Annotated in this window: 14 protein-coding genes; 9 read left to right on the forward strand and 5 right to left on the reverse strand. The window is 68.8% G+C overall.

Annotated elements, in window-relative coordinates; genetic code table 11:
- Positions 1 to 460 precede the first annotated feature (460 nt).
- Positions 461 to 2,029 carry a peptidylprolyl isomerase gene (locus AC16DP_RS48935; protein WP_329732699.1) on the reverse strand — a complete coding sequence of 523 codons (1,569 nt, stop codon included), beginning with the start codon at positions 2,027 to 2,029 and terminating at the stop codon, positions 461 to 463.
- 222 nt (positions 2,030 to 2,251) lie between these two features.
- On the opposite strand from AC16DP_RS48935, the gene mreC reads away from it, so the two are divergent.
- Genes mreC through rodA form a run of 4 tightly spaced genes read left to right on the forward strand, consistent with a single transcriptional unit; the run spans position 2,252 to position 6,760 of the window.
- Positions 2,252 to 3,115, forward strand: a complete 864-nt coding sequence (mreC, locus tag AC16DP_RS48940) for a rod shape-determining protein MreC (RefSeq protein WP_329732700.1) — start codon at positions 2,252 to 2,254, stop codon at positions 3,113 to 3,115.
- Positions 3,116 to 3,625, forward strand: a complete 510-nt coding sequence (locus tag AC16DP_RS48945) for a hypothetical protein (protein WP_329732701.1) — start codon at positions 3,116 to 3,118, stop codon at positions 3,623 to 3,625.
- Positions 3,622 to 5,625, forward strand: coding sequence for a penicillin-binding protein 2 (gene mrdA / locus AC16DP_RS48950; protein ID WP_329732702.1), 2,004 nt, complete (start codon positions 3,622 to 3,624; stop codon positions 5,623 to 5,625). The genes AC16DP_RS48945 and mrdA overlap by 4 nt, the downstream gene beginning before the upstream one ends.
- Positions 5,609 to 6,760 (forward strand): rod shape-determining protein RodA, encoded by a 1,152-nt coding sequence (gene rodA / locus AC16DP_RS48955; protein ID WP_483957107.1) that lies wholly within the window; start codon positions 5,609 to 5,611, stop codon positions 6,758 to 6,760. The genes mrdA and rodA overlap by 17 nt, the downstream gene beginning before the upstream one ends.
- A gap of 32 nt (positions 6,761 to 6,792) precedes the next feature.
- Here rodA and mgtE read toward each other — a convergent pair whose 3' ends face one another.
- Positions 6,793 to 8,172 carry a magnesium transporter gene (gene mgtE, locus AC16DP_RS48960; protein ID WP_329732703.1) on the reverse strand — a complete coding sequence of 460 codons (1,380 nt, stop codon included), beginning with the start codon at positions 8,170 to 8,172 and terminating at the stop codon, positions 6,793 to 6,795.
- Between the two features lie 92 nt (positions 8,173 to 8,264).
- On the opposite strand from mgtE, the gene AC16DP_RS48965 reads away from it, so the two are divergent.
- Positions 8,265 to 9,008: a PilZ domain-containing protein gene (locus tag AC16DP_RS48965; RefSeq protein WP_329732704.1), complete on the forward strand. Its 744-nt coding sequence runs from the start codon at positions 8,265 to 8,267 to the stop codon at positions 9,006 to 9,008.
- A 66-nt stretch (positions 9,009 to 9,074) separates the two neighbouring features.
- On the opposite strand, the gene trxA is transcribed toward AC16DP_RS48965, so the two are convergent.
- Positions 9,075 to 9,404 (reverse strand): thioredoxin, encoded by a 330-nt coding sequence (gene trxA, locus AC16DP_RS48970; RefSeq protein ID WP_047859014.1) that lies wholly within the window; start codon positions 9,402 to 9,404, stop codon positions 9,075 to 9,077.
- Positions 9,405 to 9,593: 189 nt separating this feature from the next.
- On the opposite strand from trxA, the gene AC16DP_RS48975 reads away from it, so the two are divergent.
- The 4 genes from AC16DP_RS48975 to hemC are packed head-to-tail and all read left to right on the forward strand — an operon-like array spanning position 9,594 to position 13,055.
- The gene (locus tag AC16DP_RS48975) at positions 9,594 to 9,965 is read left to right on the forward strand and encodes a hypothetical protein (protein WP_329732705.1); all 372 of its coding nucleotides are present in this window, start codon (positions 9,594 to 9,596) and stop codon (positions 9,963 to 9,965) included.
- Positions 9,966 to 9,994: 29 nt separating this feature from the next.
- A complete protein-coding gene (locus AC16DP_RS48980; protein WP_329732706.1) occupies positions 9,995 to 10,804 on the forward strand; it encodes a cytochrome C assembly family protein in 810 nt (269 codons plus the stop codon).
- 2 nt (positions 10,805 to 10,806) lie between these two features.
- Complete coding sequence (gene hemA / locus AC16DP_RS48985; protein WP_329732707.1) at positions 10,807 to 12,117, forward strand: glutamyl-tRNA reductase; 1,311 nt, start codon at positions 10,807 to 10,809, stop codon at positions 12,115 to 12,117.
- Positions 12,114 to 13,055 carry a hydroxymethylbilane synthase gene (hemC, locus tag AC16DP_RS48990; RefSeq protein WP_329732708.1) on the forward strand — a complete coding sequence of 314 codons (942 nt, stop codon included), beginning with the start codon at positions 12,114 to 12,116 and terminating at the stop codon, positions 13,053 to 13,055. The genes hemA and hemC overlap by 4 nt, the downstream gene beginning before the upstream one ends.
- Positions 13,056 to 13,084: 29 nt before the next feature.
- Here the strand turns inward: hemC and AC16DP_RS48995 are convergent, their stop codons facing one another.
- Together AC16DP_RS48995 and AC16DP_RS49000 are read right to left on the reverse strand one after the other, a co-directional pair.
- Complete coding sequence (locus AC16DP_RS48995; RefSeq protein WP_329732709.1) at positions 13,085 to 13,813, reverse strand: immunity 52 family protein; 729 nt, start codon at positions 13,811 to 13,813, stop codon at positions 13,085 to 13,087.
- 13 nt (positions 13,814 to 13,826) lie between these two features.
- Positions 13,827 to 14,511, reverse strand: a 685-nt coding sequence (locus AC16DP_RS49000; protein WP_483957106.1) for a Tox-REase-5 domain-containing protein, incomplete at its 5' end; no start/stop codon positions are given.

The following is a 14,511-nucleotide window of genomic DNA, read 5'->3' on the forward strand; positions in this document are numbered from 1 at the left end:
CCCCGAGTGGCTCACCGGCAGGGAGCGGAAGAACTTGAGGACATAGGAGCGGCCCTCCCACCCGGCCAGGAACACGTGGCCCTGGCCGCCCTGGCCCAGCGGGCCCACCACCCGGTACTGGCCCACCCGCTCCCCGGCCTCGGGCAGTCTGTACACCCACGCTCTCTTCACTGGGGTTACCTCCGAAGTCCGGAGGCTAACATGACCCGTTGCCTCTCCTGATGGGCCCTTCGAGACGGAACGCCGCTCAGTGGTAGACGTCTACCAGTGCATTTGACATACAACTTCAAACTCACTGAAATTAAGACGCACCTCATCCCACATCACTGGTAGACGTCTACCACTGGGGCACGAAGAGAGCTGGTCCCCCTTGAAGCGCCTCACCGCCAGGAAACGCAAAGGGGGCGCCCCCCCGAAGGGAGACGCCCCCTGGTCCGAGAGGCCGGGCCTCCCGTGACGCCTACCCGCCGGTGACCTGGTCGAGCGCCGCGGTGTTGGTCGTCACCTGGCCGCTCTTGCGCAGCGACTTGAGGAAGGAGTCGGCCACCTCGTACTGCTTGGCCTGCACGGCCTGCTTGCGCAGATCCTCCTTCTTCTGGGCGAAGTGGGTGTCATCCGCCAGCTGGCGCTCGGTCACCTGGGCGATGACGAAGCCATCGCCCACTGGGAACACCTGGTCCAGCACCTGCGGACCCTTGCTGGCGAACACCGCCGTGAGCACTTCCGGCGCCGGGCCCAGGTGCGGCACGTTGATGCTGGCCGCGTTGAACGTGTCCGTCTGCACCGCCTCCGGCCGCGTCTCCGTCTCGAAGCGCAGCAGCGCCGGCTGCTCCTTCTCCGGCTTGAACAGCTCGGAGATCGTCTTGCCGCCCTTCACCGTGGCCAGCGCCTTCTCCGCCTCGGCGCGCGCCGTCTCCTTCGCCTTGTCCTTCTTGTAGAGCGTGGTGGCGATCTCGTCCTGCACCTGCTCCAGCGCCTTGTCCTGCGCCGGCTTCTTCTCCTCCACCTTCACCAGGTGCACGCCGAACTTCGTCTCCACCGGCTGCGTCACCTGGCCCGCCTCGAGCGCGAAGGCCGCGTTGGCCAGCGCCGGCTCCCAGTTGCCGCGCTCCACCCAGCCCAGGTCCCCGCCGCTCGGCTTCGTGGCGGTGTCCTCGCTGCTGGCCTTGGCCACCTCGGCGAAGTCCTTGCCGCCCTGGATCTCCTTGAGCAGCGCCTGCGCCCGCTCCATCGCCTTGGCCTTCGCCTCCGGCGTGGCGTCCGGGGCCACCTTCACGAGGATCTGCCGCGCGCGGATGCGCTCCGGCTGCTGGTACACGAAGCGGTTGGCCTCGTAGTAGTCCTTGATCTCCTTCTCGTGGGCCTGCTTGTAGGCGGCCAGGTCCGCGGCGCTCGGGGCCGGCACCTTGTCGGCGTACATGCTGGGCAGGAAGCGGGCGAACACGATGCGCGCCTGGTTGCCCTCCTTGTCGAAGCGGGCCCGGACCTCGTCGTCCGACACCACCGCGCCGCTCTGCACCAGGCCGATCATCTTCTGCGCCGTCAGCTGCCGGCGGAGGCCCTCCTCGAAGTCCGCGGGCGTCTGCCGGTAGTAGTCCCGGAGCATCTGCTGGTACGTGCCGTAGTCGAACTGGCCGTCCTTCTGGAAGTCGGGCCGCTGCTGGAGGATCTTCAGGATCTCCTCATCCGAGGCTTTCACCCCGTTGCGCTCGGCCGCCTGGGCCAGGAGCTCCGTGTTCACCATCCGGTCCAGCACGGACTGGGGGAGACCGAACTGGCGAGCCATCGCCTCGGAGACCGGCTGGCCCTGCGAGCGCAGGTACTGCAGCTGGTTCACGTACTCCCGCCGGAAATCCATCAGGGAGATTTCCCTGCCGTTGACGTCCGCGGCGGACGACGGCGGGGCGCCCGCCGGGTTGGCTCGGCCGAACCCCGAGCTGCCAGGTCCGAACTGGAGGGTGAACACCACCGCGATCGCGATGATGAAGAGGTAGACGGCGATCTTCCGCGGCTCGAGAGCGTCCTTCATGATGCCTTTTGCCTTGAGACGCGCCGGATGGTCCCCCCGTGGAAGGATTCGCGGCGCGCGTGTGTTGGGTGCCCGGTCGGATGGTGGACGATGAAACGCCACCCTCCGTGAAGACCTTGACTGCCTAGAGCAACACCCCGGAAAATGCAAGCGATTCAGAGTAGTTAGCGAGCCCCCCTGTCGTAGCTGCCGCTCCCTCTCTCCTACACGGACCTTCACGAAGTGCTGTCGCTTCTCAAGCGCTACCGAACGCTTCTCATCGTGGGTGTGCTGCTGCTGTACCCGTTCGGGGCTTTCCTGACGACGGGGCGGCGCGGGCGCGACCCCAATTTCGTGGACCGGGCGGTCATTGGTGTCTCCGCCCCCCTGCAACGCGGACTGATTGGCCTCATCGATGGGGTCAAGGCCGTGGTGTACGGCTACATCGACCTGCGCGAGGTGCGCCAGGCCAACGAGGAGTTGCGCGCGGAGAACCTGCAGTTGCGGGCCACCGTGCAGGCCCTGGGCGAGACACGGGCGGAGAACGAGCGGCTGCGAGGCCTGCTCGGCTACGCGGAGGCGGCGCCGGGGCCGGAGATTCCGGCGCGCGTCATCGGCGTCAACCCGGTGGCCAAGCTGCTGTCGGTGCGCATCAACCGGGGCGAGAAGGACGGCGTGTTCCGCGGCATGTCCGTGGTGACGCCGGACGGCATCATCGGCCAGGTGGTGCGTGCCACGGGCGGGTGGGCGGACGTGGCCCTGGTGACGGATCTGCAGAGCCGGGTGGGCGTGCGGGTGCAGCGCTCGCGGGCGCGGGGCACGGCGGCCGGGGCGGGCAAGGGTCCGCTGCGGCTGGAGAACATGTTGCGCACCGAGGATGTCCAGGAGGGTGATCAGATCATCACCTCGGGCACGGACGGGGTGTACCCGCCGGGGCTGGTGGTGGGGAAGGTGACGCGCCTGGAGAAGACGGAGCACGGCATGTTCCTGGGCGGGGACGTGGAGCCCGCGGTGGACACCACGCGGTTGGAGGAGGTGCTGGTGATGGGCAACCCGTTCGGGGCCATGGTGCAGGGGCCCGCCGGTGGTTCCGGAGGTGAGCGTTAGATGAAGTTCCTGGTCACCTTCGCGCTGGCGTTGCTGTTGCTCACCCTGGAGTCGGTGGTGGTGCAGCAGCTCGGCCTGGCCATCAGCCGCATCGACGTGACGGTGGTGCTCGTGGCCTTCCTGGCCGTGCGCGCCAATACCCTGGAGGGGGCCATCTCCTCCTTCTCGGTGGGCTACCTGCTGGACTTGATGAGCGGCCAGCCCACGGGCCTCTTCACCTTCCTGGCCGTGCTGACCTTCCTGGTGGGCAAGCTGGTGGTGAGCCTGGTGGAGGTGCGCGGCCGCGCGGCCTTCGTCCTCTTCGCCATGGGCGCGGACGTGGGCCACGGGCTGCTCGCCAGCTTCTTCACGTGGCTGACCACGAAGGAAGGCGGCGTGGCCTCGTCGCTGTTGCCGGGCCTGCCGCTGCAGGTGACGCTCACGGGCGTGGCGGCGCTGTTCCTCTATCCTCTGTTGCGGCGCTTCGAGGCGTCGCAGGACCGTTCCTCTTCCACGGGGTTGCTGCGTTGACGCCTCCGACGCTGTCCGAGACGACTCCAGGGCGCGATCTCAAGCGCCGCTTCGTGTGGGTGGGTCTGGCCATGATCGCCGGCATGGTGGCGCTCGCGGTCCAGCTCTACCGCCTGCAGATCACCCAGGGCGAGGAGTACGCCGCCAAGAGCGTGGCGAACTTCGTCAAGGAGGTGCGCCTGCGCGCGGACCGCGGTCTCATCAAGGACAGGCGCGGCACCATCCTCGTGGACAGCCGTCCGTCCTTCGACGCCTTCATCACCCCGGCCTTCTGCACCAACTGCGCCGACGAGGTGCTGCCGCGCCTGGGCGAGCTGCTCGGCTGGGACGAGCCCACGCGCAAGAAGATGGAGGATCAGATCAAGGCGGCGCGCCGCACGGCTCCCTTCCAGCCGCTGCCGGTGCGAATCGATCTGTCGCGGGACGAGTACGACCGCATCAACGCCCGGCGCGACATGCTGGACGGCGTGGAAGTGGTGCCGGTGCCGCACCGCAACTACCGCACCGGGAGCGTGCTCGCGCACGTGCTCGGGTACATGAACGAGATCACCACGGAGGAGCTGGAGAAGCTCAAGTCCGAGGGCGCGTACTACGCGCTGGGTGACTACATCGGCCGGCGCGGCCTGGAGCGCTACTTCGAGTCCACGCTGCGGGGCACGGACGGCGTGCGCAAGGAAGTCGTCAACGCGCGTGGCCGGGTGCTCGAGGAGTTCAGCGACAAGCTGGGCAATGACGCGGTGGTGCCCTCGCGGCCGGGCAACAACCTGGTGCTGTCCATCGACATGCGTCTGCAGGAGGAGGCCGAGCGCGCCTTCCCCGGTGCCGCGGGCGCGGTGGTGGCGGTGGACGTGAAGACGGGCCTCATCCGCGCGGTGGTGTCGCGCCCGGGGTTCGATCCCAACCTGCTCACCGGCCGCATCACGCCGTCGCAGATGGCCTCGCTGGCGAAGGATCCGCTCCAGCCGATGATCAACCGCATCTCCGCGGACCACTTCAGCCCGGGCTCCACCTTCAAGGTGATTACGGCGCTGGCGGCCTACAAGTCGGGCCTCTTCCGGCCGGAGACGGTGGTGACGTGCCCGGGCGGTTACCGGCTGGGCGCGCGTCTGTGGCGCTGCCACAAGGACAGTGGCCATGGGCCGGTGAACGGCAAGACGGCGCTGCAGTACTCGTGTGACACCTGGTTCTACAAGGTGGCGGACACGATCGGGTTGGACCCCATCTCCGAGATGGGCAAGGCGCTGGGCCTGGGGGCGCCCACGGGCATCGGCGTGCTCGCCGAGGTGCCGGGCATCATGCCCAGCAGCGAGTACCACAACAAGGCGTCCCCGGGTGGCTACACCAAGGGCATGGCGCTCAACAGCGCGATTGGCCAGGGCGATGACAACGTGACGCCGCTGCAGATGGCCATGGTGTACGCGGCCATCGCCAACGGAGGCACGCTGTACAAGCCGCAGCTCGTCGAGCGCGTGGAGGGCCTGGATGGAGAGGTCCTCCAGCAGTTCAACCCGCAGGTGGTGAACACGATCGAGATTCCGGAGGCGCACCGCAAGGCGGTGGTGGAGGGGCTGTTCGCCACGGCGATGATTCCGGGTGGTACGGCCTACAGGGCGATGGTGCAGTCGGGGCTGCAGGGCATCTCGGTGGCGGGCAAGACGGGGACCGCGCAGGTGGCCACGCTGGGCGCGGTGCGTCTCAAGACGCACCAGATGGACTTCTTCCAGCGCGACCACGCGTGGTTCGCCGGGTTCGCGCCCGCGGAGGATCCGGAGCTCGCCGTGGTCGTCATCAACGAGCACGGTGGCCACGGTGGCGCGGACGCCGCGCCCACCGCCATGGCGGTCATGAAGAAGTACTTCGACTTGAAGAAGCAGGACGCGGCCAACCCGCCTCCTCGGCAGAACACGCCCTACGTCTCGACGCTGCCGGACGCGCCGAGCGTGAATGACGTGCTCACCCGCACCGCGGTGGCTGGAGGCGATGATGCAGTTGCGGATTGAGCGCCGCATGGTGCCCCACATTCCGTGGGGGCTGCTGCTGAGCGTGCTCGCGGTGTCGGGGCTGGGCATCTACAACCTGGCCTCGGCCTCGCGCGCGCAGGCCTCGCCGGTGTGGACCAGCCAGGCCCTCTACCTGGGCGTCAGCCTGGGCATTGCCATGGTGGTGTGCCTGGTGGACTACCGCGTCCTGCACCGGATGGCGCTGCCCATCTACATCGCCAACATCCTGGCGCTCATCGCGCTGCGCTTCATCGGCCACAAGGCCAAGGGCGCCGAGAGCTGGTTCGTCCTGGGCCCCATCCGCGTCCAGCCCGCCGAGTTCATGAAGATCGGCGTGCTGCTGATGCTGGCCAAGGTGTACCACGACGACTTCAAGCCCGGAGACGGCTCCTACGGCCTCAAGCGGCTGGTGAAGCCGGTGGCCGTGGTGATGGTGCCCTTCGTGCTGGTGCTGGTGCAGCCGGACCTGGGCACCGCGCTGATGATCTTCCTGTCCTCGCTGACGGTCATCCTGTTCGGCAAGGTGCGCTGGTACCTGGTGGCGGTGATGATGGCGGGCATCCTCGCCGGGGCCTTCATCATCTGGAACGACTACGTGCGCGACGTGCCCGAGCCGCGCACCACCATCGTCCGGCACATGCTCAAGCCGCACCAGAGCAAGCGCATCTCCGGGTGGTTGGATCCGGAGTCGGACCTGCGGGGCAGCGGCTACCACGCGGCGCAGTCGAAGATCGCCGTGGGCTCCGGAGGCATGTCCGGCAAGGGCTGGAAGGAGGGGACGCAGACGGGCCTGTCCTTCCTCCCCGAGCAGCACACGGACTTCATCTTCTCCGTGTGGGCCGAGGAGCAGGGCTTCGTCCTGTGCGTGCTCCTGCTGGTGCTCTACGGGCTGATCTTCACCTTCGGCCTGGGGGTGGGCTTCAACGCCCGGGACCGGTTCGGCGCCTTCACCGCGGTGGGGGTGGTGGCCATGCTCTTCTGGCAGGTGTTCGAGAACATCGGCATGGTCATCGGCCTGCTGCCGGTGACGGGCATCACCCTGCCGCTGCTCAGCTACGGCGGCTCCTCGCTGGTGAGCGTGATGCTCAGCATCGGGCTGCTGGTGAACATCAGCATGCGCCGCCACATGTTCTGAGCCCGCTGTCCTCCGAGCCCCCCGGCCGTGGCCTACAGCGCGCGGCCGGTGAGGATGGTGGTGACGACGGTGAAGTAGATGACCACGCCGGTGACGTCCACCAGCGTGGCCACGAAGGGCGCCGAGGCGGTGGCGGGATCCAACCCGCACCGGCGCAGCAGGAAGGGCAGCATCGAGCCGCACAGCGTGCCGAACATCACCACGCCCACCACGCTCAGGCCCACGGCCACTCCCACCCACGCGTAGTGGGGGCCGTAGACCACCTCGTGCTGCGGCCACATGAGGATGCGCAACAGTCCCAGTAGCCCCAGGAAGACACCCAGCGCGACGCCACTGGCGGCCTCCCGCATGGCCACCTTCCACCAGTCCTTGAGCTCCACGTCGCGCACCGCCAGCGCGCGGATGATGAGCGAGGTGGCCTGGGAGCCCGAGTTGCCTCCCGAGGAGATGATGAGCGGCACGAAGGCGCTGAGGAACACCGCCTGGGCGATGGCGTCCTGGTAGTGGGCCATGGCCGTGGCGGTGAACATCTGCCCCACGAAGAGCACCGTCAGCCAGCCCACGCGCTTGCGCAGCATGCCGGTGATGCCGATGTCCAGGTAGGGCGCCTCGAGGGCCTCCATACCGCCGATGCGCTGGATGTCCTCGGTGGCCTCCTCCTCGGCCGCGTCGAGCACGTCATCCACGGTGATGATGCCCACCAGCACACCCTGCGAGTCCGTCACCGGCAGCGCCACCCGGTCGTACTTCTCGAACATGCTGATGAACTCCTCGCGGTCCGCCGTGGCCGGGATGCTCACCAGCTGCCTGTCGTGGATGTCCGTCACCTTCGTGTCCGGACCCGCCAGCACCAGCGACGCCAGCCGCACGTCGTCCAACAGCCGGCCCTTCTCGTCCACGATGTAGAGCACGTGCAGCGTCTCGCGGCCCTGCCCGTGCGAGCGCACGTACGCCAGCGCCTCACCCGCCGTCAGGTTGCCCGGGATGGTGAGGTACTCCGGCGTCATGTACCGGCCGGCGCTCTTCTCCGGGTAGCCCAGCAGGTTGCGGGCCACCTTCAGCTCGTCCGGCGACAGCGAGGTGAGCAGCCGCTTCGTCACCTCGGCCGGCAGCTCCTCCAGCAGGCGGGTCCGGTCGTCCGGCGCCATCTCGTCCAGCAGGTTCTTCAGCTGCTCGCGGCCCAGCGTGACGACGATCTCCGACTGCTGGTGCGGGGGCAGGTACTCGAAGACGAGCGCCGCCATGTCGCGCGGCAGCAGCCGGAAGATGATGCCGCTCTCGTCGGCGGGCAGGTCCTCGAGCACCTCGGCCACGTCGGCTGGATCCATGTCCGAGAACGCATCCCGCAGGGCATTCCAGTCCTTGGCGGCGATGAGCGCGTCGAACTCGGGCTTCAGGAGGTTTCCCAGCATCACAATCTCCGCGCGCGGACGAGGCGGCGCATGGTGTATGAAACCCACCGGTTGGGGTATGGAAATCTGAGTCCGTTCCCCCGGAGGAGAAGATGGACAGGAAGGGCTCCCGGAAGAAGGCTCCCGGCCAGGCAGAAGACACCGAGCGCACGGAGGTCCAAGAGGCCCCGCGTCCCGAGCCGGCCCGGGCGGCGCCACCCGCCGCGCCCGCACCGCGCGTGGAACCGTCCCGCCGGCCCATCCCCACGGTGACGCCCTCGCGGCCCGCCCCGTTGCCCGGCCGCGCTCCGGCGGCCCCGAGCCCGGGCGCTCCCCGGAGCTTCTTCTCCCCCATCATCGAGGTGGGGGCGGACGAGGAGGTGGAGCACCGGCACTTCCCGCGCGCCCGGCTCGCCACGAACTTCGAGCTGTGGATCGATGAAGAGGGAGATCGGCGCTTCACCGCCACCCTGCGCTCGGCCAACGTGAGCGTGGGCGGGGCCTTCCTGGAGAGCTCCTTCTTCCTGCCCATGGACACCGAGCTGCGGGTGCGCTTCTCGCTGGAGGCGGGGGCGGCGCCGGTGGAGGCGCGGGCTCGCATCGTGCGCGAGCAGCGTCCGCGCCGCGAGGACGACCCCACCGGCTTCGGCATCCGCTTCGAGGAGTTCTACGGACAGACGGAGGTGTCGCTGGCACGCCTCTTCCTGGACATGCGGCTGCGCACCTTCGCCGAGGAGTACCTGCGCTCCAACCGCGCCCGCGGCCTGCCCAACGAGCTGGAGCGGGTGGTGGACGCGCTGGCCGCGTGGGAGCTCCTCAAGGCCAACAACCCCACGGACACCTGGCGCGGCGAGTGAGCCGCCCACGCGGAGACCCCCGTTGGAAACTCCGCGGGGGGCACTCCGCGCGGGCCGGGGCGGGGCCTACATCACCTTCTGGATCGCCGCCTCGATCTTCGCCTTGGGCAGGGCGCCGACGATCGTCCCCGCCACCGCGCCGTTCTTGAAGATGAGCAGCGTGGGGATGGAGCGGATGCCGTACTGCTCGGCGACCTGCTGGTTGTTGTCGATGTCGATCTTCGCGACCTTCACCTTGCCCTTGTACTGGGTGGCCAGCTCCTCGATCGCGGGAGCGATGGCCCGGCACGGGGCGCACCACGTGGCCCAGAAATCCACCAGCACCGGCTGGTCGGACTTGAGCACTTCCTTGTCGAATTCCGCGTCCCCGATGTTCATCACGTCAGCGCCTGCCATGGTGTCTCCTTCGGCGTGCAGCCAAGCAGAGGGGCGCGTGCTCTAGTACGTGCCCGGTGAGCCTGCAAGAACCCGCTACCAGGTCCTTTGCCTGCTTAGATGCGGCCGGGGCGGAAGCGTCGCAAGCCGTTCCGGGTCTTGATAGATGACGCTTCGGCTCGGGGCGATGAGGTGTAAGCTAGCGTGGTGATGAGGCTCTTCCTTCCCCAGACCCAGCTCGAGGAGTGGGCACTGGAGGACAAAGCGGACGTGAAGGACGGGGTGCTGGTGGTGACCGGTGAGGAAGGTGTGTACCCGGTGACACCCGCGGTGCACATCGTGCAGCTCGTCACCGGTGAGGATGACAACGACCTGGTGGCCCGGGTGAAGACCGAGGCCCAGCTCCAGGCCCTGGGGGCCGAGCAGATGGCCGACTCCGTGCTGCTCGGAGATACGGCATACGAGGTCGTCCCCGGTTATGTGGCCGAGGTCCCTTCTCCCTCGGATGCTGGCTCGGCGGACGGCAAGCCAGGCTCCGAGACGGATCTTCTCGCCGCCTTCCTTCTGAACAAAATGGGCTGACGTACTCGGTCCATCAGGTTGTCACCACCATGAACCACGCGCTGGTCTCCCTCGCCTGCCACGCCTATGTCGTCGCGGCGCTGGTCTACTTGGTCTACCTCGTCCGGCAGATGGACGCGCTCGCCACCGGCGGCCGTGTGCTGGTGGGCACGGGGCTGGCCCTGCACGGCGTGGCCCTCGTCGGGCTCTTCGGCGCGCAGGGAGGCCGTCCGGTCGGGGTGGCCCAGGGCTTCTCCACCTTCGCCTTCCTGCTGCTGGCCATCTTCCTGGTGGTGGACGTGTGCTACCGCAAGCCGGTGATCGGCGCCTTCATCACCCCGCTGGCGGTGGCCGTGCTGCTGCCGGGCCTGTTGTTGGACCGGGGACAGGTGCTGAGCCCGGAGGTGCAGCGGCCCCTGTTGCCGGTGCACATCACCATCGCCCTGCTGGGCGTGGCGGCCTCGGCGGTGGCCGCGGGCGTGGCGCTCATGTACCTGCTGATGGAGCGGCAGGTGAAGGGCAAGCGCTTCGGCCTGCTCTTCTCGCGCCTGCCCTCGCTGGAGTTCCTCGACACCCTCAACCGCCGGCTGGTGGTGGTGGGGTTCATCGCCCTGTCGGTGACGCTCGTCACCGGGGCCTTCTTCTCCAGCGCCGCGCCGGGCTTCTTCTGGACGTGGACGTCCAAGCAGATCGCCACGCTGGTGGCCTGGGCCATGTTCGCCGCGCTCGTGGGCGCCCGCTCCTTCGGCGGGTGGCGGGGTCGGCGTGTCGCGCTGTTGACCATGACGGGGTTTGGCTTGCTGCTGGTGTCCTTCCTCTCGTCGTATGACTTCATCCACGTGAGTGGGGGGTGGCGCTAGCCATGGAGTTCCTGTGCATCGGCCTGTCGCACCGGACGGCACCGCTCGGGGTACGTGAGCGGCTCGCGCTTCCGGAGGCCCGGCAGGTGGAATTGCTGCAGCGGCTGGCCCAGTCTCCCAACGAGGCGTTCCTCGTGTCCACCTGCAACCGGGTGGAGCTGTACCTGGCCGCGCCGGACATGCACCGGGTGCGCGAGAGCGCCCGCGAGGAGCTGGCGCAGCTGGGCGGCCCGGAGGCGCTGGAGCACCTGTACGAGCACCGCGGCGAGGACGCGCTGGTGCACCTCTTCCGGGTGGCGGCGAGCCTGGACTCCATGGTGCTGGGCGAGGCGCAGATTCTGGGCCAGGTGAAGGAGGCCTTCGAGAAGGGGCAGGGCGTGGGCGCGGTGCGCGGCGAGCTGACGCGCGTGTGCGCGGCGGCGTTCGGCTGCGCCAAGCGGGTGCGCACGGAGACGGCGATTGGCCGGGCCGCCACCTCCATGGCCAGCGCTGCCGTGTCGCTGGCGAGCAAGGTGTTCGACGGGCTGAAGGACAAGACGGTGCTGCTGGTGGGCGCGGGCGAGATGGCGGAGCTGGCCGCGCGTCACCTGAAGCAGGCGGGTGCCACGAAGCTGCTGGTGGCCAACCGGACGCTGGCGCGCGCCGAGGCGCTCGCGGCCGAGGTGGGCGCCACCGCGCGTCCCTACGAGGAGCTGTTCACGCTGCTGACGGCGGCGGACGTGGTGGTGTGCAGCACGGCGTCGCCGGTGCCCATCTTCACCAAGGAGAACGTGGGCGCGGTGGGCAAGGCGCGCAAGCACCGGACGCTCTTCATGGTGGACCTGGCCGTGCCGCGCGACATCGCCCCCGAGGTGGGGGAGCTGGACTGGGTGCACGCGTACGACGTGGACGACATCCAGAAGTTCGTGGCGGAGAACGCCGCCGCCCGCGCCGAGGAGGCGCAGAAGGCCGGTGTGCTGGTGGCCCAGGAGGTGGCGCGCTTCGTGCGCGACCGGGCCGTGCGCAACGGCGTGCCCGTGCTCGCCCAGCTGCGCCAGCGCGGCGAGGCCATCGCCCGGGCCGAGGTGGAGCGCACGCTCGCCACCATCGGTGACGGCCTCACGGACAAGCAGCGCAAGAGTGTCGAGGCGATGGCGCGTGCCATCGTCAACAAGCTGCTCCACGAGCCCACGGCGAAGCTGCGCGCGGTGGGCCCGGAGCACGAGGGCAACCGGCTGGCCGGTGCCGCCGCCGAGCTCTTCGGGCTCGAGGAAGCGGCCCCGTCCGCGGGGACGGCCGGCCCCAACGTCGTGGTCAACGGAGGCAAGGGATGAAGGCCGTACGCATCGCCACGCGGCAGAGCCCGCTGGCCCTCTGGCAGGCCCGGCACGTGGCCTCGCTGCTCTCCCAGGTGCACCCCGGACTGGAGTGCACCCTGGTGGAGATGACCACCGCGGGAGACCGCTTCCTCTCCGCGCCCCTGTCCACCGTGGGCGGCAAGGGCCTGTTCGTGAAGGAGATAGAGCAGTCGCTGCTCGATGGCCGCGCGGACCTGGCCGTGCACAGCCTCAAGGACATGACGTCCGTGCTGCCCGCGGGCCTGCTGCTGGCGGCCGTGCCCAAGCGGGAGGATCCGCGCGACGCGTTCTGCAGCCCGGCGGGCCTGTCGCTGGAGATGCTGCCCAAGGGCGCGCGCGTGGGCACGTCCTCGCTGCGGCGCAGCTGCATCCTGCGCGCCCGGCGGCCGGACCTGGAGATCATCAGCCTGCGCGGCAACGTGCAGACGCGGCTGGCGCGCACGCGCGAGCTGGGGCTGCACGGCGCGGTGCTCGCCTTCGCGGGCCTCAAGCGCCTGGGGCTGGAGACGGAGATCACCGAGGTGCTGCCCACCAGCGTGAGCCTGCCGGCGGTGGGGCAGGGGGTGCTCGCCATCCAGTGCCGGACCGAGGACGCCGGAGTGCGCGGCCTGCTCGCGGCGCTGGAGGACGACACCACGCGCATCGCGGTGACGGCCGAGCGCGCCTTCATGGCCCGGTTGGAGGGCGGGTGCACCGTGCCACTGGCCGGACACGCCACCGTGGAGGGCGGCACCGTCCACCTGCGAGGGCTGGTGGGACGGCCGGACGGCACGAAGGTGGTGGAGAGCGAGCGCAGCGGTCCGGTGGAGACGGCGCTCGCGGTGGGCGAGGCGCTCGCCGAGGAGTTGCTCTCGCGCGGCGCGGGGGAGATCCTCCGGGACTTCGGCCGCGCCACCCCCGTGCCGGAGTCCTGACGGGGACTGGGGCGGTGTTTGGACCGCCCTCATCCCTCCGGCGCGTTGAACTCCTTCACCAATCCCGCCTCATCGAGCAACGTACGCACCTGGTCGGCCAGAGCCACATGCGCCGGGTCGTGTCCGTCGAAGCGCTCCGGGGTGAGGATGACGAGCGTGCCCTTGTCCTCCACGGACTCGGTATGCACCGGCTCCGGCAGCGGCGGCACCTGGCCCCAGTGACGCGAGAAGTACATCAGCCATCCCGTGCGGGGTGGCCCCACGGGCTCGTTACGCAAGGACTGATAGGCATCTGAAAAGACTCCACCCCAATCCGGCTCCCACGCCAGCGCCATCGCGCGCATCACCTGGCCCAGGACACGTGCGGTGAGAACGCGCTCCAATCCCAGTTCCTCTTTGGGCAGGTAAAGAAGGCAATTGTTCGGTGGAGTCGCGGCGTCCGAGCCACAACCGAGCATGGCCATCCCGCCAAGCGCCTGCTCCTCGTGCCCCGTCCATGCACTGAAGCTGAACCCAAATGCCCCCTCATTGTACTTCCTGCGCCTGAAGAATCGCAGGAAGGTCTCGTAGGTAGGTTCGAATTGAAGTTGCAGTGCCTTCTTGCGTGAGTCCGCCTGCTCGAACCAGCGTGCATAGATGGGATCGCATTGCGACAGAAGATTGAAAAAGGCTTCGGTGCGTCGGGCACAAGCTTCGATGGGCTCCTTGCGACGTACCCAATAGACGGCGGCGTAGTATTTGTCTGTGGTGCGTGACATGATTCCCGAGCGATTACGGAGCAGTGTAGACCACGTCAATCCCCTTGATGTTGTTCGCCTCGAACAGCTTCTTGAGAATGCCGGCCATCCGCGGCTCCGCTACGTGCCAGCGAATGGGGATTCCGTTGGCCACCTGCTCTTGCCGCCTGGCTTGTCTGACGAGCCGCCTCGCTCCCTGAAAATACTTCTTGGGTTCGAGGTCGGCATCGAAGTGCTTGTCGTAGCCCAGGCCCTTGGTCTCCTTCAGGACGCGCTGGTTCAGGTCGAAGCCATCGAAGTCGGCCTTCTCGCCGTTGCGCCACACGCGGTACACCCAGCCCGCGGGCGCCCTCGTCACCTTGTGCTGGAAGGCGCGTGAGCGCGGCGACATCCGCTCATTCTTGGGCACCCACTGCCCCGGCCCGCCTACCGGCGGCACCCAGCCTCCACCTCCGCCCGAGCCCACCTTGGCCAGGTGCAGGCCCCAGGCGACGCTCAGTCCCTGACCCGCCACCGCTACGGCCCGCCCGGGCACCGCCACCAGCCGCAGCACCAACTCGCCCCGCTTCGTCAGCGTCAGCAGGGGCACCGGCAGCCGGCCGAGCTTCTCGCCCCACGTCACCGCCTTCACCGCACCCGCTCCCGAGGTACCCACCGTCAGCAGCGCGTTCGCCAGCAGCCGCGACACCTCTCGCACCTGCTCGCCCCGTGGCCTCTGG

It is taken from the genome of Archangium sp. (assembly GCF_057119385.1).

Coding starts and splice junctions, on each gene's coding strand:
- AC16DP_RS48935 (WP_329732699.1), bottom strand. CDS start 2,029: ATGAAGGACGCTCTCGAGCCGCGGAAGATCGCCGTCTACCTCTTCATC.
- AC16DP_RS48945 (WP_329732701.1), top strand. CDS start 3,116: ATGAAGTTCCTGGTCACCTTCGCGCTGGCGTTGCTGTTGCTCACCCTG.
- rodA (WP_483957107.1), top strand. CDS start 5,609: ATGCAGTTGCGGATTGAGCGCCGCATGGTGCCCCACATTCCGTGGGGG.
- mgtE (WP_329732703.1), bottom strand. CDS start 8,172: ATGCTGGGAAACCTCCTGAAGCCCGAGTTCGACGCGCTCATCGCCGCC.
- AC16DP_RS48965 (WP_329732704.1), top strand. CDS start 8,265: ATGGACAGGAAGGGCTCCCGGAAGAAGGCTCCCGGCCAGGCAGAAGAC.
- trxA (WP_047859014.1), bottom strand. CDS start 9,404: ATGGCAGGCGCTGACGTGATGAACATCGGGGACGCGGAATTCGACAAG.
- AC16DP_RS48975 (WP_329732705.1), top strand. CDS start 9,594: ATGAGGCTCTTCCTTCCCCAGACCCAGCTCGAGGAGTGGGCACTGGAG.
- AC16DP_RS48980 (WP_329732706.1), top strand. CDS start 9,995: ATGAACCACGCGCTGGTCTCCCTCGCCTGCCACGCCTATGTCGTCGCG.
- hemA (WP_329732707.1), top strand. CDS start 10,807: ATGGAGTTCCTGTGCATCGGCCTGTCGCACCGGACGGCACCGCTCGGG.
- hemC (WP_329732708.1), top strand. CDS start 12,114: ATGAAGGCCGTACGCATCGCCACGCGGCAGAGCCCGCTGGCCCTCTGG.
- AC16DP_RS48995 (WP_329732709.1), bottom strand. CDS start 13,813: ATGTCACGCACCACAGACAAATACTACGCCGCCGTCTATTGGGTACGT.